The sequence below is a fragment of the Saccharomonospora sp. NPDC046836 genome, assembly GCF_040645195.1.
Lineage (GTDB): Bacteria > Actinomycetota > Actinomycetes > Mycobacteriales > Pseudonocardiaceae > Prauserella_A.
Map to the genome: position 1 here is coordinate 85,119 of NZ_JBEYXW010000004.1, position 17,902 is coordinate 103,020.

Annotated in this window: 20 protein-coding genes; 3 read left to right on the forward strand and 17 right to left on the reverse strand. The window is 69.5% G+C overall.

The features are described from left to right. Positions 1 to 99 precede the first annotated feature (99 nt). The 17 genes from dprA to ABZ863_RS07170 form a co-directional block, all read right to left on the reverse strand. On the reverse strand, positions 100 to 1,248 hold the full coding sequence (dprA, locus tag ABZ863_RS07090) for a DNA-processing protein DprA (protein WP_358531958.1): 1,149 nt from the start codon (positions 1,246 to 1,248) through the stop codon (positions 100 to 102). Further along, positions 1,245 to 2,756 carry a YifB family Mg chelatase-like AAA ATPase gene (locus ABZ863_RS07095; RefSeq protein ID WP_358531960.1) on the reverse strand — a complete coding sequence of 504 codons (1,512 nt, stop codon included), beginning with the start codon at positions 2,754 to 2,756 and terminating at the stop codon, positions 1,245 to 1,247. Before ABZ863_RS07095 ends, dprA begins: the two co-directional genes overlap by 4 nt. Further along, positions 2,756 to 3,151, reverse strand: coding sequence for a YraN family protein (locus ABZ863_RS07100; protein ID WP_358532399.1), 396 nt, complete (start codon positions 3,149 to 3,151; stop codon positions 2,756 to 2,758). Before ABZ863_RS07100 ends, ABZ863_RS07095 begins: the two co-directional genes overlap by 1 nt. A gap of 183 nt (positions 3,152 to 3,334) precedes the next feature. Further along, positions 3,335 to 3,658, reverse strand: coding sequence for a DUF2469 domain-containing protein (locus ABZ863_RS07105; protein WP_358531962.1), 324 nt, complete (start codon positions 3,656 to 3,658; stop codon positions 3,335 to 3,337). Between the two features lie 81 nt (positions 3,659 to 3,739). After that, positions 3,740 to 4,501, reverse strand: coding sequence for a ribonuclease HII (locus tag ABZ863_RS07110; protein WP_358532401.1), 762 nt, complete (start codon positions 4,499 to 4,501; stop codon positions 3,740 to 3,742). Between the two features lie 47 nt (positions 4,502 to 4,548). Beyond that, positions 4,549 to 5,640, reverse strand: a complete 1,092-nt coding sequence (gene lepB, locus ABZ863_RS07115; RefSeq protein WP_358531964.1) for a signal peptidase I — start codon at positions 5,638 to 5,640, stop codon at positions 4,549 to 4,551. Between the two features lie 30 nt (positions 5,641 to 5,670). Beyond that, positions 5,671 to 6,030: a 50S ribosomal protein L19 gene (gene rplS / locus ABZ863_RS07120; RefSeq protein WP_358531966.1), complete on the reverse strand. Its 360-nt coding sequence runs from the start codon at positions 6,028 to 6,030 to the stop codon at positions 5,671 to 5,673. 137 nt (positions 6,031 to 6,167) lie between these two features. Continuing rightward, the gene (gene trmD / locus ABZ863_RS07125; RefSeq protein ID WP_358531968.1) at positions 6,168 to 6,917 is read right to left on the reverse strand and encodes a tRNA (guanosine(37)-N1)-methyltransferase TrmD; all 750 of its coding nucleotides are present in this window, start codon (positions 6,915 to 6,917) and stop codon (positions 6,168 to 6,170) included. Between the two features lie 2 nt (positions 6,918 to 6,919). Next, the gene (gene rimM, locus ABZ863_RS07130) at positions 6,920 to 7,432 is read right to left on the reverse strand and encodes a ribosome maturation factor RimM (RefSeq protein ID WP_358531970.1); all 513 of its coding nucleotides are present in this window, start codon (positions 7,430 to 7,432) and stop codon (positions 6,920 to 6,922) included. 23 nt (positions 7,433 to 7,455) lie between these two features. Continuing rightward, the gene (locus tag ABZ863_RS07135; protein WP_110342337.1) at positions 7,456 to 7,695 is read right to left on the reverse strand and encodes an RNA-binding protein; all 240 of its coding nucleotides are present in this window, start codon (positions 7,693 to 7,695) and stop codon (positions 7,456 to 7,458) included. After that, positions 7,692 to 8,141: a 30S ribosomal protein S16 gene (gene rpsP / locus ABZ863_RS07140; protein ID WP_358531972.1), complete on the reverse strand. Its 450-nt coding sequence runs from the start codon at positions 8,139 to 8,141 to the stop codon at positions 7,692 to 7,694. The genes ABZ863_RS07135 and rpsP overlap by 4 nt, the downstream gene beginning before the upstream one ends. Before the next feature lie 156 nt (positions 8,142 to 8,297). Beyond that, positions 8,298 to 9,815, reverse strand: coding sequence for an aldehyde dehydrogenase (NADP(+)) (locus tag ABZ863_RS07145; protein ID WP_358531973.1), 1,518 nt, complete (start codon positions 9,813 to 9,815; stop codon positions 8,298 to 8,300). Then, the gene (locus ABZ863_RS07150; RefSeq protein WP_358531975.1) at positions 9,742 to 11,316 is read right to left on the reverse strand and encodes a tripartite tricarboxylate transporter permease; all 1,575 of its coding nucleotides are present in this window, start codon (positions 11,314 to 11,316) and stop codon (positions 9,742 to 9,744) included. Before ABZ863_RS07150 ends, ABZ863_RS07145 begins: the two co-directional genes overlap by 74 nt. A gap of 12 nt (positions 11,317 to 11,328) precedes the next feature. Beyond that, positions 11,329 to 11,808, reverse strand: coding sequence for a tripartite tricarboxylate transporter TctB family protein (locus ABZ863_RS07155; RefSeq protein WP_358531977.1), 480 nt, complete (start codon positions 11,806 to 11,808; stop codon positions 11,329 to 11,331). Continuing rightward, positions 11,805 to 12,803 carry a tripartite tricarboxylate transporter substrate binding protein gene (locus ABZ863_RS07160; RefSeq protein ID WP_358531979.1) on the reverse strand — a complete coding sequence of 333 codons (999 nt, stop codon included), beginning with the start codon at positions 12,801 to 12,803 and terminating at the stop codon, positions 11,805 to 11,807. The genes ABZ863_RS07155 and ABZ863_RS07160 overlap by 4 nt, the downstream gene beginning before the upstream one ends. A 23-nt stretch (positions 12,804 to 12,826) precedes the next feature. Then, positions 12,827 to 14,119, reverse strand: coding sequence for a glucarate dehydratase family protein (locus ABZ863_RS07165; protein WP_358531981.1), 1,293 nt, complete (start codon positions 14,117 to 14,119; stop codon positions 12,827 to 12,829). A gap of 9 nt (positions 14,120 to 14,128) precedes the next feature. Further along, positions 14,129 to 15,073, reverse strand: coding sequence for a 5-dehydro-4-deoxyglucarate dehydratase (locus ABZ863_RS07170; protein WP_358531982.1), 945 nt, complete (start codon positions 15,071 to 15,073; stop codon positions 14,129 to 14,131). Between the two features lie 69 nt (positions 15,074 to 15,142). On the opposite strand from ABZ863_RS07170, the gene ABZ863_RS07175 reads away from it, so the two are divergent. Genes ABZ863_RS07175 through ABZ863_RS07185 form a run of 3 tightly spaced genes read left to right on the forward strand, consistent with a single transcriptional unit; the run spans position 15,143 to position 17,890 of the window. Further along, positions 15,143 to 15,952, forward strand: coding sequence for an IclR family transcriptional regulator (locus ABZ863_RS07175; protein ID WP_358531984.1), 810 nt, complete (start codon positions 15,143 to 15,145; stop codon positions 15,950 to 15,952). Between the two features lie 2 nt (positions 15,953 to 15,954). Next, on the forward strand, positions 15,955 to 16,725 hold the full coding sequence (locus ABZ863_RS07180; protein ID WP_358531986.1) for a sulfite exporter TauE/SafE family protein: 771 nt from the start codon (positions 15,955 to 15,957) through the stop codon (positions 16,723 to 16,725). Between the two features lie 37 nt (positions 16,726 to 16,762). Further along, complete coding sequence (locus ABZ863_RS07185) at positions 16,763 to 17,890, forward strand: mandelate racemase/muconate lactonizing enzyme family protein (RefSeq protein WP_358531988.1); 1,128 nt, start codon at positions 16,763 to 16,765, stop codon at positions 17,888 to 17,890. Positions 17,891 to 17,902 lie beyond the last annotated feature (12 nt).

Genomic DNA, 17,902 nt, shown 5'->3' on the forward strand with positions numbered 1-17,902 from the left:
TTGTTCCAGAATCCGCCCGTCGACCTCCTCGCCCAGGCTCTCCTGCCCGAAGATCGGCTCCGCTGGTTCGACCACTCCCCCGGTTCGCCGAACGCCCTGTTACGTGCCTCTGACCACCTGCCTTCCGGTAGCCCTCCGCCAACCGGTTTCGCAGCGCTCGCTCAGTCCGTCGAGTTCCAGTTCTGGCAGCAGGGCACGGACCCGCGGCAGCGGCACCCCGGATTCGGTGGCGATGCCTTCCGGCGACTTGCCGCGTCGCTCGCCGAGCGCTTCGTGCACCCGCAACGCCTGCGGGCCGAGGCCGTCCGTACTCCGGCGGGGCCGGGGACGCCCTTCCGGCGTGCCTGCCCCCAGCCGGCCCACCGTGTCGAGCACATCGGACACCGACGCGACCAACGTCGCGTGAGCGTCCCGGATCAGCTGGTGGCAGCCGATGGACATCGCCGAGCCGACCGGGCCGGGCACGGCCATCACGACCTTGCCCAGTGCACCGGCGGTGGCAGCGGTATTGCGGGCACCGCTGCGCACGCCCGCCTCGACGACCACGGTCCCGGCTGTGAGCCCGGCGATCAGCCGGTTACGGACGAGGAAGCGATGGCGGGCCGGCGGTGTGCCCGGCGGGTACTCGCTGACGACCGCGCCGCGCTCACAGATCCGGTTGAGCAGTCCGATGTGCCCGGCCGGATATCCGGCATCGAGCGCACATCCCAGCACCGCGACCGTCACCCCGCCCGCGTGGAGCGCCCCGCGATGGGCAGCACCGTCGATGCCGTAGGCGGCCCCCGAGAACACGGGCGCCCCCTGCTCGGTCAGCCCGTACCCGAGCTCGGCGGCGGTGTACTCCCCGTAGTCGGTTGCCGCGCGGGCACCGACGACAGCGACGGCGTCCTGTGCGGCCTCGTCCAACCTGCCGCCGCCCCGCACCCAGAGTGCGATCGGCGCTGCCACGCCCTGCACACCGCGCCCGGTCGCGACGTCGAGCGACAGCAACGGCCAGGCCGGCCACTCGTCGTCTTCGGGCGTGACCAGGCGAGCGCCGTGCTCGCGGGCCTCGGCAAGATCCCGTTCTGCCAGGTCCAGCTCCCGACGGGCGCTGGTCTCGTGCAGCACCGGCTCCGGCACGTGCCCGCTGCGCACGAGCGCGGCGGCCTCGACCGGACCGTGCTCGCCGACGAAAGCCGCCAGCGCGGGTGCCGGGGGCTCTGCAACCCGCACCAAATAGGCCCTGGCGAGCCGCTCGGCCGTCATGCCGCTCTCCTGTCCCGGAATTCCAGCGCGGCCGCGACGTGGTCGGCGTCAGGCTGGTCTGCCTCGGCAAGATCGGCCAATGTCCAGGCGACCCGCAGACAACGATCGGCACCGCGCGCGGTGATCGCGCCCCGGTCGAGGCTGCGATCGAGCAGCCGGGTGACGCCCGCGGGCAGCGCATAGTCGCGGCGCAGCACCGGACCAGGTACCTCGGCGTTGACCTGCCAGCCGCGCTCGGCCCATCGCTTTGCGGCGCGCTCCCTCGCTTGCAACACCCGGTCCCGCACAGTTGCGGTCGGCTCGGGCTCGCCGACGTCGTGCACGCTCATCGCGGTCATCGGCCGCATCCGGACCCGCAGGTCCACCCTGTCGAGCAGGGGTCCGGAGAGCCTCGTGAGGTAGCGGCGCCGGGCGGCAGGCGTGCAGCAGCAGTCGGCATCGCGCGGGGGCGCGCACGGGCACGGGTTAGTCGCGAGCACGAACTGGAAGCGGGCGGGATAGCGCACCACACCCCGCGCCCTGGCAATGCGGACCTCGCCGTCCTCCAGCACGGTGCGCAGTGACTCCAGTCGTTCACCGCCGAACTCGGCCGCCTCGTCGAGGAACAGCACGCCGCGGTGTGCCTTGCTGATGGCTCCTGGCATGGCCAGCCCGCTGCCGCCGCCGACCAACGCGGCGATGGAGATCGAGTGATGTGGTGCCACGAACGGCGGCACGCGCAGCAGCGGCGCCGACGGCTGCAGTGACCCGTCGACCGAATGCACCGCGGTTACCTGCAGCGCGTCTTCGTCGGTGAGCGGGGGCAGCAGTCCGGGCAGGCGCTTGGCGAGCATCGTCTTGCCCACACCGGGCGGCCCGGTCATGAGCAAGTGATGACCGCCGGCAGCCGCGACCTCCACTGCCCATCGGGCTTCCGGCTGGCCGATGACGTCGGCCAGATCGGGCGCCGGGGGCGGCATCGCGAGGTCGGGCGGATCCGGCGGGACCAGCTCCTGCTCACCACGAAGCCAGCCAATGACCTCGGCGAGCCGTCCGGCACCTGCGACCTCGATGCCGTCGACCAGCGCGCCCTCGCACAGGGAGTCGACGGGCACGACGGCACGCCGGTAGCCGATGGTGCGGGCAGCGAGCAGCGCTGGCAGCACGCCGCGCACGGGCCGCACCCTGCCGTCCAGAGCGAGCTCACCGAGCAGCACCGTGCCGAGCAGCCTGGTGGCCGGCACGCAACCGGACGCGGCCAGCACGGCGACCGCGATGGCGAGATCGTAGGCCGAGCCGACCTTCGGCAGGTTGGCCGGTGAGAGGCCAAGGGTGACCGCGGTCTCCGGCCACTTCTCGCCGCTGTTGCGCACGGCCGCCCGCACCCGGTCCTTCGCCTCGCGCAGGCCCGCGTCCGGCAGCCCGACGAGTTTCGTGCCGGGCAGCCCGGCGCCGATATCCGCCTCGATCTCGATCAGCCTGCCCTCGATACCGATGAGGGCCACCGACCACGCACGTGCGAGCGGCATCAGAACGCTCCGACGATGTGGCGTAGCGACGGCCGCCCGTCCGGTGGGTAGTCGACAGCGATCACGTCGAAGCGGACGGGGCACCACGCGACCCGGAAGTGCGCAAGCCAGCGGCTGGTCATTCGCCGGACCCTGGCCACCTTGTCCTGGGTCACGGCCTCGGCCGGCTCACCGAAGCGGCGCCCGGACCGGGTCTTGACCTCGCAGACCACCAGGACCTTGCGATCAGTGGCGACGAGGTCGAGCTCGCCCTCCCGGCAGCGCCAGTTCCGGCTCAACACAATCATGCCGAGCCCACGCAGATACTGGGCCGCGAGTTCCTCGCCTCTGCGACCCAGTGCGAGAGGCGATCTACGACTTCGCGTGCGCACCTGGCGCAACGTCTTGCTCACCACTTCCACCCCCAGGTTGGCTGCTCCGGCCTGCGCCGGTTGTCCCCTGTGACGCTGCCAGGACGCAGCGAGGAGCCAACAGAGCCGATTCGCGAACCTGTGGACAGGTGAGGTGATGTGGACAATCCTGGGCCGCGAACACCGCGAAACCCAGAAATTGTCAGAGGGTGCTGCTAGCGACGGTGGTCAGCTGCCGAACGGACCGTCCTCGGGCAGCCGCAGCTCGGGCTTGTCGAGCTCCTCGACGTTGACGTCCTTGAAGGTGATGACCCGTACGTTCTTGACGAACCGTGCGGGGCGGTACATGTCCCACACCCACGCGTCCGACATGCGTACCTCGAAGTACACCTCGCCGCCGCTGTCACGTACCTGGACATCAACAGCGTTGGCCAGGTAGAACCGCCGTTCGGTCTCCACGACGTACGAGAACTGGCTGACGATGTCGCGGTACTCGCGGTACAGCGACAGCTCCATCTCGGTCTCGTACTTCTCGAGATCCTCTGCGCTCATCTAATCCGCGCCCCTCCTCGCAAGCCTCGCACGCCATTGCCGGCGGAACAACCATTGTGACAGCACGGTGCGGGAAGCACCTCAGACCTCGACACGTTCCGGCTCGGACAGATCGAACAGGTACTGGTCGAGCTCCTCATCCACCGTGCCGCGCCTGCCGGCGTTGGCCTGCAGCGCGGCCGCGGTCAGCATCACCTTGTGCGGCGGACGCCTGCCATGGGCCTGCGCGGCGAGCGCGACGTTGGTGTAGGACCAACGATGCACGGCGCTCGGACCGTGGGCCATGAGCGCCTCACCGTGCTCGGCGGTCGTGTAGCCCTTGTGCACGTCGAAGCCATACATCGGGTGCTCGTCGTGCAGGCCCGCCATGATCCGGTCGCGGGTGACCTTGGCCAGTACGGATGCCGCGGCAACACACGCCACCGCCCGGTCTCCCTTGATCACACGCACGCTCGGCGCGGGCAGGCCGGGCACCCGAAAGCCGTCGATGAGCACGTAACCAGGCGGCACGGCGAGCCGGGCGACCGCGCGCCGCATCCCCTCGATGTTCGTCACGTGGATGCCGAGCGCGTCGACTTCGTCCGGTGGGATCACCACAATCGAGTAGTCGACGGCGCGTTGCAGCAGACGCTCGTAAACGCGTTCCCGAGCCAGCGGCGTGAGCAGCTTGGAATCGGTGAGCTCGGTGAGCCGGGCACCGTCACCTGGCCGCAGGATGCAGGCGGCCACAACGAGCGGGCCGGCGCACGCGCCGCGGCCGGCCTCGTCCACACCCGCGACCGGCCCGAGACCGCGCCGGTCCAGTGCGGATTGCAGCGCCCACGGCATCTCGCCACGAATCACGGCACGGGGAGGGCGCAACAGTCCCGCGGGTCCAGCGCTCACTCCCGTTACCGTCCTCGTCTGACCGTCCCACGGACCGCGGCACCGAGGCGACGGCCCGCCCACATGGTCGGCCATGCGGCCAGTACACCGACTCCCAACGGTACGCCCTGTTGCCAGGCCGGCGCGCTCATGGCATTCGCGGTAGCGGCCTGTGGGTTGTGGTCGCTCACCACACCCCAGCGCGACGGTGGCAGGACGATGAACCGGGCCTTGCCGACGATGTTCTCGACCGGCACGGCACCGCGCTCGCCGCCACCGCCCTGGACGCGGGAGTCGGCCGAGTTGTTGCGGTTGTCACCCATGACCCAGACGCTGCCTTGGGGCACGGTCACCGGGCCGAACTCGTCCTGCGTCTGCCGGCCTTCCCAATGGATGTACGGCTCGTCGAGCGGTTTGCCGTCGACGAGAACGCGGTTCTGCGCATCGCAGCACTCCACCTTCTGGCCGCCGGTGGCGATGATGCGTTTCACGAAGTCACGCTCGTCCGGCGGCGCGAGGCCGAACACCGACCCGATGCTCTGGAAGAAGCGTGCGACGGCGTTGCCCGATTCGACAGGCGCGACGTCGTTCTCGATCCAGGCCTGCGGCCCGCGGAAGACGACGACGTCGCCGGGTTCCGGATCAGTGAAGTCGTAGGTGATCTTGTCGACCAGAATCCGGTCAGGCGTGCACCCGGGGCAGCCGTGGAGCGTTTCCTCCATCGACCCTGACGGGATCATGTAGACACGCGCGAGGAACTGCTGGATGAGAAACGCGAGTACGAGCGCGATCACGATGAGGATCGGCAGCTCTTTCCAGAACGAGCGCGGCTTCTTCTGTTTCCGCTGCCTGGGTGGCTCGGTCTCGCCCGTCTCGGTGTCGGCTGGTTCCGCCGCTGAGCGCTTAGTGGCGTCGTGGTCCTCGCCGACCGGCGGACGGCTAGCAAGGCCACCGGCCTCCGACGGCTCCGACGCGTCTACCGCTGGTAGACGCGTCGTCGCATCGCTCACATCCGAACGCTCCGGTGCCTCACCCGCCGACGCAGGGCCGGCGAGGTCGTCTTCCTTCGAGGGTTCCGGTTCTTCTTCGGCGGCTTTGGCAGACACGGGCTCGACCACGCAGTCAGGCTACGGTAACCGGCTGACTACTCAGGACGCAGAGGGGGCTTCGCGCCGCTCCTTGATCTTGGCTGCCTTACCGCGCAGCTCACGCAGGTAGTACAGCTTCGCCCTGCGAACGTCACCGCGCTTCTCGACCTCGATCTTGGCGATGTTCGGCGAGTGCACCGGGAACGTGCGCTCCACACCGACGCCGAACGACACCTTGCGCACGGTGAAGGTCTCCCGGATGCCACCGCCCTGACGGCGGATGACAACGCCCTGGAAGACCTGGTTGCGCTCGCGGTTGCCCTCGATAACGCGGACGTGAACCTTCAGCGTGTCGCCCGAGCGGAAGTGCGGAATGTCAGAACGCAGCGACTGAGCGTCCAACGCATCCAGGGTGTTCATCGATGGTCCGTCCTCGTCTTGATGTGCTTCGGCGTACATCCGGGCGCGCACCGGCCTGGCAGCAGGCGGCCCAGGAGCTTTGGCGGCGCGTGATCAGGTCGCGCCAACCGGTCAAGTATTACAGATGTGCTGACCCGCTAGTCAGCGGGCTCCCCGCGGAGGCGGTCCAGCACCGTGAGGTCGTGCTTGTCCAGACTGCCTTCCGGCAGCCGTTCCAGCAGGTCGGGACGTCGTCGAAAGGTCCGTTCCAGTGCTTGGTCACGGCGCCAGCGGTCAATGAGCGCATGGTTGCCCGAACGCAGCACCTCGGGCACCGAGAGGCCCCGCCAGTCTTCCGGCCGGGTGTAGCTCGGTCCTTCCAGCAACCCGTCGGAGAACGAGTCCTGCTCCGCGGACACGGGGTTGCCGAGGACGCCCGGCAGCAACCGCACGACGGCCTCCACGATCACCAGCACGGCGGCTTCACCGCCGACGAGGACGTAGTCGCCGATGGACACCTCATCGACCGGCATCCGGCGGGCGGCATCGGTGATCACCCGCTGGTCGATGCCCTCGTACCGGCCGCAGGCGAACACCAGGTGCTCCTCGGCGGCGTAGGCATGCGCGAGACTCTGCGTGAACGGCCTGCCGGCGGGTGTCGGCACGATGAGCCGGGTGCGTTCTCCGCACACGGCATCCAGGGCGTCTCCCCAGACCTGCGGCTTCATCACCATGCCGGGCCCACCGCCGTAGGGTGCGTCGTCCACGGCCCGGTGCACGTCGTGTGTCCAGTCCCGCAGATCGTGCACGCCGACCTCGAGCAGGCCGCGCTCGATCGCCCTGCCCAGCAGCGCCGCCCGCAGCGGCTGCAGGTACTCGGGGAAAATCGTGACGATGTCGATGCGCATGCTCAGATGTCCAGCAGGCCCTCTGGCGGGTCGACGACCACACGGCCACCCGCCACGTCGACAGTAGGCACGATCGCCCGCACGAACGGCACGAGCACCTCCCCGCCGTCACGGTCGATGGAGAGCAGCTCCCCGCCCGGTGAGTGCACTACCTCACGGACGGTGCCGATGACGGTGCCGTCACCGAGTTCGGCGCGCAGGCCTTCGAGTTCGTGGTCGTAGAACTCGTCCGGGTCCTCGATCGGCGGCAGGTCGCCGGTGTCGCCGAGAAGGAGAACCCCGCGTAGCTCCTCGGCGGTGGTCCTGTCGGGCACCTCGGCGAAACGCATGAGCAGCCGCCCGCTGTGCCAACGGGCGGCTGCCACGGTGAGCCGTGCGGTGCTGCCATCGCGGGCCTGACCTGTCAGCACCGAACCCACGGCGAAACGTTCCTCCGGCGAGTCCGTACGCACGTCCACGGTGAGTTCACCACGGATGCCATGCGCTTTCGCGACCCGGCCGACCACGACCTGCACGGTACTGCTCCGTTTGCGCGTCTTCAGCGGTCGGTGTCGATGACGTCGACGCGTACTCCCCGCCCACCGATGGCTCCCATCACGGTGCGCAGGGCGGTGGCCGTACGGCCGCCACGGCCGATCACCTTGCCGAGGTCATCCGGGTGGACGTGCACCTCGAGGGTGCGGCCCCGGCGAGTGGTGATCAGCTCGACCCGGACGTCGTCCGGGTTGTCGACGATGCCGCGCACCAGGTGCTCGAGCGAGTCGGCCAGGAAGCTCACGCCTCGTCGGCCTTCTTCTCGGTCTCGGCCTCCGCCTTGTCACCCTCGGCCTTCTTGTTGCCGCCCTTCTTCTTGGGCGTGGTGGCCTGAGCGGTCGGCTCCTCGCCCGCGGCAGCGAGCGCGGCGTTGAACAGGTCCTGCTTGGACGGCTTCGGCTCGGCCTGCTTCAGCGTGCCCTCCGCACCGGGCAGGCCCTTGAACTTCTGCCAGTCACCGGTGATCTCGAGAAGGCGCTGGACCGGCTCGGTGGGCTGCGCGCCGACCTTCAGCCAGTGCTGGGCGCGGTCGGAGTCGACCTCGATGAAGCTCGGGTCGTCCTTCGGGTGGTACTTCCCGATCGTCTCGATGGCCTTGCCATCCCGCCGGGTACGGGCGTCCGCGACGATGATGCGGTAGTACGGCGCACGGATCTTGCCCAGGCGCTGCAGCTTGATCTTGACGGCCACGGGTGTGGGTACTCCTGTCGTTTTCGATACTCGGGTCGGGACACGATCCGAGTGGGGAGCCGGATACGAGTGCCCGCAGGTATAGGTGGTCGCCCCGGCACGGTGAGAGGGTCCGAACCGGAGCGGGCAAGCCACCATTTTGCCAGACCCCTCGACTCACTCGTTCCCGGGGAGCGTCAGCACGCCGTCCACCCGCCGGGGAACATCCACCGGACCGTCCCGCAGCTCGGCAGGCAGCACGGCCTGCGGCGCTCCCTGCCAGGCGTAGGGGCGCAGGAACCGGCGGATCGAGGTCGCGCCGACGGAGGTGTGAATGGCGTTCGTCGACGGCCAGGGGCCACCGTGGTGCTGGGCCCAGGACACAGCGACGCCGGTGGGGTAGCCGTCGAAGACGAGCCTGCCGGAGACCTTGCGCAGGCTGTCCAGCAGCTCGGTGCGGCCGGCCGCCTCCTCCGCGCCGAGGTGCAGCGTCGCGGTGAGCGACGGCTCCAGCCGGGACAGCGCGTCGAGCAGTTCCTTGTCATCGCCGTAGCGCACCACCACGACGAGGGGCCCGAAGCACTCCTGGGCGATGCTGTCGTCGAGCTCGGCGGCGTCGATGGTGAGCACCCGTGGCTGCGCACCGAACCCGGCATCAGCGGTGCCGCCGACGGCGAGCGTCGAGACGCCGGGCAGCGCGGCGAGCCGGTCCGCGCCCGCGGCGAAGTTGTCCCGGATGCCGGAATTGAGCAGCACCTGCCCGCCGACGCCCTCGACCGCGGACACCAGCGCGGCCAGCACCGCTTCGCCACCGTCGGTGCGCGGCACGAACGCCAGGCCGGGCTTGGTGCAGAACTGGCCTGCGCCGAGGGTGAACGACCCGGCAAGCCCGCTCCCGATCTCCTGCGCACGCTCCGCGGCCGCCGCCGCTGTGACCACCAGCGGGTTGATGCCCGACAGCTCGCCGTAGAACGGGATCGGATCCGGCCGCTGGTTGATCAGGTCCAGCAGAGCCTTGCCGCCGCCGAGTGAACCGGTGAAGCCGACAGCCGTGATGTCGGGGTGCTGGACCAACCGCGCCCCGGCCTCCCGGCCGTAGACGACGGCAATGGTGCCCGCGGGAGCACCGTGTTCGCTCGCGGCGGCCTCGAGAGCGGCACCACACAGCTGCGACGTCAACGGGTGCGACTCGTGCGCCTTGACGACGACGGGGCACCCCGCCGCCAGTGCGGCGGCGGTGTCGCCACCGGGCACCGAGAACGCGAGCGGGAAGTTGCTGGCACCGAACACGGCCACCGGGCCGAGCGGGATCAGCATCCTCCGCAGATCCGGACGCGACCCCATCGCGGTGTCACCGGCGTGGTCGACCGTCGCCTCGAGGTAACTGCCCTCGACGACCACGTCGGCGAAAAGCCGCAGCTGGAAGCAGGTGCGAGTGAGCTCGCCGTTCAACCGGGTTTCGCCGAGACCGGTCTCGCTGTCGGCTGTGGCCACGATCTCCGCGCGCCGCGCCTCCAGCTCGTCGGCCATCGCGCGCAGCAGGGCCGCGCGCCACGCCCGGTCGCGCCCCTCGAGCTCCGCGAAAGCCACCCGCGCCCTGGCCGCGGTGGCGTCGACGTCATCAGCGGTGCTCTGCTGGATCCCGGTCTCGATGCTCGTCCCGGTCCGCGGGTTGGTGCTCAGCAGGTGTGACATCGATCTCCTTGGACTTCTTCTTCCTTGCGGTTCGAACGGCTCGCAACACCGACAGCACCACCAGTACCACGATGGCGCCGAGCAGCGTGGCGGCAATCGGCTCGCGGAGGAACCCGGACAGGTCGCCGTCGAAGGTGCGCATCGAACGGCGGAAAGCCGACTCGAGGATGCCACCGAGCACGAACGCGAGCACGAGCGGTCCCGGCTCGAAGCCGACCTTTTTCATCAGGTAGCCGAGCACACCGAGTCCGATGACGAGGAACATGTCGAACACGTTGTTGCGCACGGTGTAGACGCCGATCATCGTGATCAGGACCGTGAGCGGCGCCAGGATCGCAGCCCGCACCCGCAGGATGCGCACGAAGATCCCGATCAGCGGCAGGCTCATCGCGAGCAGCAGGATGTTGCCGACGTACATCGAGTTGACGACGCCCCAGAACAGCTCCGGCTCCTCGTCGACGAGCAGGGGGCCTGGGGTGATGCCCTGCAGCAGCAGGGCGCCGAACATGATCGCCATCGTGGCGTTCGCCGGGATACCGAGCGAAAGCAGCGGAATGAACGACGAGGTCGCGGCGGCGTTGTTGGCGGTCTCCGGCCCGGCGACGCCCTGGATGGCGCCCTTACCGAACCGCTCCGGCTGCTTCGTCACCCGCCGCTCGACGGCGTAGGCCACCATCGACGAGATCGTGGCCCCACCGCCGGGCAGGATGCCGAGCAGGAAGCCGGACACGGACCCGCGCGTGATCGCGCCCTTCGACTCGGCAAGGTCCTTGCGGGACGGGTACACCGAGCCGACCTTGATCGGTTGCGGCACCTTCCGCCGCGACGACTCCAGGTTGTGCAGGATCTCGCCGACACCGAACAGGCCCATCGCGACGATCACGAAGTCGATGCCGTCGAGCAGCTCGTCGCTGCCGAACGTGAGCCGCTCGGTGCCGATCAGCGGGTCCTGCCCGATGGTCGCGAGCAGTAGGCCCAGCAGCGCCATGAGCAGGCCCTTGGCCACCGAGCTGGTGCCGATGGTGGTGACGAGCAGCAGGCCGAGCACGGCCAGCATCGTGTATTCGGCGGGGCCGAAGTCGACCGCGAAGCCGGACACCAGCGGCGCCACGAACGTCAGCGCGACGATCGAGATGGTGCCGCCGATGAACGAACCGATCGCGGCGATCCCGAGCGCGGCGCCCGCTCTGCCCTGCCTGGCCATCTCGTAGCCGTCGATCGCGGTGACCACGCTGGAGGCCTCGCCGGGCAGGCGCAACAGCACCGAGGTGATGGTCCCGCCGTACTGCGCGCCGTAGAAGATGCCGGCGAGCATGATGATCGCGGACGTGGGCTCGATGTTGTACGTGACCGGCAGCAGGATGGCGATCGTGGCCGCGGGGCCGAGGCCGGGCAGCACACCGACGAGCATGCCGAGCGTGACACCGAGCAGGCAGTAGAACAGGTTGTCCGGCTGGAAGACGACCCCGAACCCAGCCAGGACCGGTGATAGGAAGTCCACTGTGTCCAGTCCCTAGAAGTGCACGATGTGGGGCAACGACACCCCGAGGCCGGCGATGAACAGCAGGTAGATCGCCGTACTCGCGACGAGCGACACGGCGATCGTCACGCGCCACGACTCCCGGCCGAGCACCTTCAGCCACAGCACGAGCAGCGCCACCGTGGGGATCTCGAAGCCGACGAGCTCGAACAGGAACGCGTAGCCCAGCAGCGAGAGCACGCCGACACCGACGACGAGCGACTCGCGGCCGAACCGTTCCTCCTCGCCGGTCGGCGCCGACTGGACGATCAGCACCGCGGAGACGACCACCATCGCCACGCTCACGATCAGCGGCCAGAGCCCGGGCCCGGGATCAGCGAGGTCGCCGATCCCGAGCTGCCAGGACAGGACCGCGGCGATGGCACCGACCGCCAGCGGCACGGCCGCGGCGATGATGTTCTGCCTGCGCGCGTAGGCCGCGCTCGGCCTGGCGTCCTGTTCGGCGGTCGTCATTGCCGGCCCTTGAGGTCGATACCGAGCTCCTTGGTCATCGTCGCGAAGCGTTCACTGCTCTCCCTGAGCTGGTCGGCGACGGCGGCGCCATCGACGTCCCACCGGGTGATGTAGTTGTTCTGCAGCAGCTCGCCGTATTCCTCGGACTTGGTCGCCTCGTCGATCGCGGTGACCAGCGCCTCGCGCACGTCGTCCGGCAGCCCGGCCGGCGCCGCGACGAACCGCCGCTGGTCGACGACGACGTCGTAGCCGATCTCGGTCGCGGTCTGCACCTCGGGCAGTGCTTCGAGCCGTTCGGCGGAGAAGGCGAGGAGCGGGCGCAACGCACCGGACTCGATCTGCTTGATCGCCTCCGCGACGTGCACGGAGCCGACGTCGACCTTGCCACCGAGCACCGCGGTCAGCTGCGGGCCACCACCATCGAAGGGCACCGCGGTCGCCGCAACGTCCGCCGACCCGAAGAGCAGGGCCTGCGCGAGCTGGTTACCGGTGCCGGCGCCGGAGGTGCCGTAGGTGACGCGGTCGGCGGCGAGGACGTCGTCGATCGTCCTGAACCGCGAGTCGGCCGGGACCACCATGACGTAGTCCTCGCGGGTCAGGCCCTTGACGAAGGTCATGTCGTCGAGCTGGATCGCGTCGGGGTCGTCCAGCACCAGCGGCCCGATGGCGAACAGCGACTGCGGCATCGCCGCGAGCCGGTAGCCGTCGGGCTCGGAGCTGAACACGTCCTTGCCGGCGATCTTGCCGTTGGCTCCCGGCTTGTTCACCACGGCGATCTGAGTCCCGAGCGGCTCCTCGAGGCTCTTGGCGAGCGCCCGGGTGATGAGGTCGGTGCTGCCGCCGGGGTCGGTGGGCACGACGAACTCGACCGCGCGACTCGGGTACTCCCCGCCACCGTCGCCGCCGCTCGAACCGCCCTGCACCGAGCAGGCGGACAGGGCCAGTGCGGCCGCGGCGAGCAGCGCGCCGCCACGGGCTGTTGAGCGAATCTTCATTGATCCTCCAGAAGGGGAAGTGCTTACCAGCGGGGAAGGGCGGGCTGGGTCCACGTGGAGTCGGCCACGCGCATGGCGGCGACGTCGTCGCGATCGTGCATGTCGGCGCGGCTGAGCCAGCGTTCGTGCAATGTGGACAGAGCGTCGCGATCGAGCTCGACGCCGAGCCCGGGGTCGTCGCCGACCTCGAGAGCGCCGTCGACGAACGTGTGGGGTTCGGTGATGACGTCCTCGGTCTGCCACGGCCGGTGGCTGTCGCAGGCGTAGGCGAGGTTGCCGACCACGCTCGCGACATGGGTCATCGCGGCGAGGCTCACGCCGAGATGGGTGTTGGAGTGCATGGACAGCGATACGTCGTGGGTGCGGCAGACCGCCGCCAGTTCCCTGGTGGCCTGGAGCCCGCCCCAGTAGTGGTGATCGGACAGCACGACCTGCACGGCGTCCTTGGCGAACGCCTCGGCGATCTCGCCGAACGTCGTCACGCACATGTTGGTGGCGAGCACGGCGCCGGTACGCGCGCGGACCTCGGCCATGCCGTCGATGCCGGTGGTCGGGTCCTCCATGTACTCGAGGAGGTCGCCGAGCTCCGCGGCGACCTTGACACTGGTCCCGACCGACCAGCCGCCGTTGGGGTCCAGCCGAAGCGGGTGGCCGGGGAACGCCTTGCCGAGCGCCTTGACCGCCTCGATCTCCTGCTCGGGCTCGAAGACCCCACCCTTGAGCTTGAACGACCGGAAGCCGTACTTCTCGGCGAAGCGCTGGGCCTGCCGCACGACGCCGTCGGGGTCGAGCGCGGCGCCCCAGTCGTCGCGCGGCGCGTCATCGGCCGGGTGCTCGGCCCACTTGTAGAAGAGGTAACCGCTGTACTCGACGCGGTCGCGCACCTTGCCGCCGAGCAGCGCGTGCACGGGCAGACCGGTCTCCTTGCCGAGCGCGTCCAGGCTCGCCACCTCGAACGCCGACACGACACTGCGGATCAGCTTCTCGTTGGTGCGGCTGCCGCGCAGGCCCGCGGGGTCGAACTCCTTGACCGTGTCCGTGGTCAGGCCCGCCTTCTCGTAGGCGAGGTCGCGCAGGCCGTTGAGCGCGGTGAGCGGCAGGCCGGTCACCGCTTCGGCGAGCCGCCTGGCGACGGCGAGGTACTCGCTGTCGCCGTAGGTCTCGCCGACTCCGGTGGCGCCGGTGTCGGTCTCCAGCTCGACGATGGCTCGCGGGGTGTACGGCTGATGCACGCCGAGGACGTTGAGCAGCGGCGGATCACTGATGAGGATCGGGGTGACCGTCGCCTTGACGATCGTGGGCAGGGTACGGGGCATCGTCGCCTCCTAGCGGGTCGCGCCGACGAGGGCGAGTCCTTTGGTGAGCAGTGCGTCGAGTTCTTCGATGTGGTGTGCCGCCGGGTCGGCCAGCGGGGCGCGCACGGGACCGACGCCCGCACCGCGCAGCCGGGCCGCGGCCTTGACCAGCGACACCGCGTATCCGGTGCCCTTGTCCCGCAGTTCCACCAGCGGTACGTAGAACTCGCTGAGCAGCCGCTCGACTTCCGCGTCATCGCCGGCGTGGAAGGCGTGGAAGAAGGCCTTGGAGATCTCGGGGGCGAAAGCGTGCACGGCCGAGGAGTATGCGGGCACCCCGATGGCGCGGTAGGCGCGAGCCTGCATCTCCGCGGTCGCCGCGCCGTTGAAGAACAGCCACTCCGGCGGGGCGGCGAGCCGCAGCCGCTGCAACTGGTCGAGGTCGCAGTGGCCGTCCTTGATCCCGATGACGTTGGGGATGCCGGCCAGCTCGGGGACGCTCGCCGAGGCGATCTTGACCTGGGCACGCTGGTAGACGATCAGCGGAAGCGCGGTGGTGGCCGCGACCTTGCGCACGTGGTCGACGAGTCCGGACTGTGGCGTTTCCACCAGGTACGGCGGCATGAGCAGGATCGCGTCGGCACCGGCACGCTCCGCGGCCGCGACGAACCGGGCCGCCTGCGCCCAGCCATAGCCCGCTCCGGCGACGACCGGCACCCGTCCGCCAGCCTCCTCCACCGCGGCGGCGATGAGCGTCGCGTACTCATCCTCGGCGAGGGAGAAGAACTCGCCCGTGCCACAGCAGGGGAACAGCGCTCCTGGCCCGGCCGCGACCTGCTCACGTAGGTGGGTACGGAACGCGTCCACGTCGATGTGACCCTCGGCGTCGAACGGTGTCAGCGGGAAGGACAGCACTGCTGCCGCCATCCCCTGCCGGAGCCGCTCAACGACCTCCCCTGTATACGTGGAAGTCAAGTTGTCTCCATATGTAGACGACGTTCATGTGCGGAGCAGTCTTACTCGCGTGTTGATAGGCTGTCAACCGTGGAAAGTGCCCGAGAGACCGGCGTCCGTGGCGTGAAGTCCGCCGCCAGAACCGTTGAGCTGCTGGAACTGCTCGCGTCGCGACAGAACCGGCCGGCCCGCCTGCGCGAGCTGAGCGATGCGCTCGGCGCTCCACGCAGCAGCGTCTACGCGCTCATCCGCACACTGGTGGAGCGCGGCTGGGTCCGGGCGGACCCGAGCGGAACGCAGTACAGCATCGGCATCCGCGCACTGCTGGCCGGTACGACCTACCTCGACACCGACCCGTACCTGCGCATCGTCCAGCCGCTGATCACCGACCTCAGCGCGGAGCTCGACGAGACGATCCACTTCGGCAGGCTCGACCGCGGCGACATCGTCTACCTCGCCACGCGCGAGTCGCGCAGGTACCTCCGACCGTTCAGCCGAGTGGGCAGGCGACTGCCCGCGTTCAGCACGTCGCTGGGCAAGAGCCTGCTCGCCGAACGGCTCGACATCGGCATCGACGAGCACGTGCCGGACGAGGTCACCCCGCTGACACCCAGCACACTCGTCGACCGCGACGCACTCATCCACGACCTGGAGCTCACCCGCGAGCGTGGCTACGCCATCGACGACGAGGAGAACTACGCCGGCGTGACCTGCTTCGGGTTCGCGCTGCGCTACACCACGCCTGCCATCGACGCGATCAGCTGCTCGGTGCCGATCTCCTCCCTCACCGACAGTAGGCACGCGGAGATCATCGAGGCCATGAAGCGAACCCGGTTCGCGATCGAACGCATGGCGCCGGTCGACCTGGCGACGACCGCCGACCTGACCACCGGGCTCTGAGCTTGGGGCTCGACACGGCCGCACTGCTCACACTCGCGGGCGTCGCGGCCGGCCTGGTCGGCTCGATGGCGGGGCTCGCCTCCCTGTTCAGCTATCCCGCGCTGCTGGCGGCAGGGCTGCCGCCGATCGCAGCCAATGTCACGAACACCGTCGCGATGATCTCGACCACCACCGGCGCGGCGGCGGGATCCCGCCAGGAGCTGCGCGGCCAGGGCGGTCGGCTGCTGAGGCTCAGCACCATGGCGACACTGGGTGGCTCTGTAGGTGCCTTGTTGCTCCTGACCACTCCGGCGTCGATGTTCGAGTTGATCGTGCCGTGGCTGATCGCGCTCGGCTCGACCCTGCTGCTGCTCTCCGACCGGCTCCGGCAGGTCGCCGACGACCGGGCGCGAGCAAGGGGCGGCGCACAAGGCTCCCTGCTCCCGGCCGCGGTCGCCGTGGCGCTCGTCGCCGTATACGGCGGGTACTTCGGCGCGGGCGCCGGCGTCCTCATGCTCGCGGTGCTGTCGGTGTCGGCCACCGAACCCCTGCCGGTGACCAACGCGCTGAAGAACATCGCCACCGGCGCCGCGAACCTCACGGCCGCGGTTCTCTTCGCCTTCCTGTCGCCGGTCGACTGGGCCGCGGCCGCGATGGTGGGAGCCGGCGCGCTCGTCGGCAGCTGGATCGGTCCCGCGATCGTGCGCAGGCTGCCGGAGCGACCATTGCGGATCACGATCGCGCTGGCCGGCTTCGGTCTCGCTGCGCATCTGTGGGTGTCAGCGCTAGCATAGTTGTACGATCTCGACATCAGTCGTACGATCTCTTGCCATGTCATCCGATCGCATCTCCCGGGTCCGTCTCTCATCCGTTCGTCTGCCGCTGAGCACGCCGATCAGCGATGCGAAGGTCTTCACCGGCAGGCAGAAACCGATGACCGAGGTCGCCCTGCTCTTCGCCGAGATCGGCACCGAATCGGGCTATGAGGGCATCGGTTTCGGCTACTCCAAGCGCGCGGGCGGGCCGGGGCAGTTCGCCCACGCCAGGGAGGTCGCGCCCGAACTGCTCGGCGAGGACCCGAACGACATCGGCCGGGTGTGGGACAAGCTGGTGTGGGCAGGCGCGTCGGTGGGCCGCAGCGGGCTGTCCACCCAGGCGATCGCGGCCATCGACATCGCGTTATGGGACCTCAAGGCGAAGCGGGCCGGGCTGCCACTGGCCAAGCTCATCGGCGCGCACCGGGACGGTGTGCGCTGCTACAACACCTCGGGCGGCTTCCTGCACACACCGGTGGAGCAGGTTCTGGACAACGCCACCGCTGCGCGGGAGAGCGGCATCGGCGGAATCAAGATCAAGGTGGGTCACCCCGACTCGCGCGTTGACCTGAAGCGGGTCACCTCCATGCGCGAACACCTCGGCGAGGACTTCCCGTTGATGGTCGACGCCAACCAGCAGTGGGACCGGCCCACCGCGCAGCGGATGTGCCGGGAGCTGGAGCGCTTCGGGCTGGTGTGGATCGAGGAGCCGCTCGACGCCTACGACAGCACCGGTCACGCGGCGCTCGCGGCGGCCTTCGACACTTCGATCGCGACCGGGGAGATGCTGACCAGCGTCGCCGAGCACGTCGAGCTGATCAACGCCGGAGCCGCGGACATCATCCAGCCCGACGCGCCGCGGATCGGTGGCATCACGCAGTTCCTGCGACTGGCGGCCCTGGCCGCGCACCACCGGCTCCAGCTGGCGCCGCACTTCGCGATGGAGATCCACCTGCATCTGGCCGCGACGTACCCGCTCGAGCCGTGGGTCGAGCACTTCGACTGGCTCGAGCCGCTGTTCAACGAGCGCCTGGAGATCTCCGACGGCCGGATGCTGGTGCCCGACCGCCCCGGCCTCGGCGTGACGCTCAGCGAACAGGCCAGGGCCTGGACGGTGGACCGGTTCGAGGTCGGCCGGAGCTGAATGTCAAGGTTG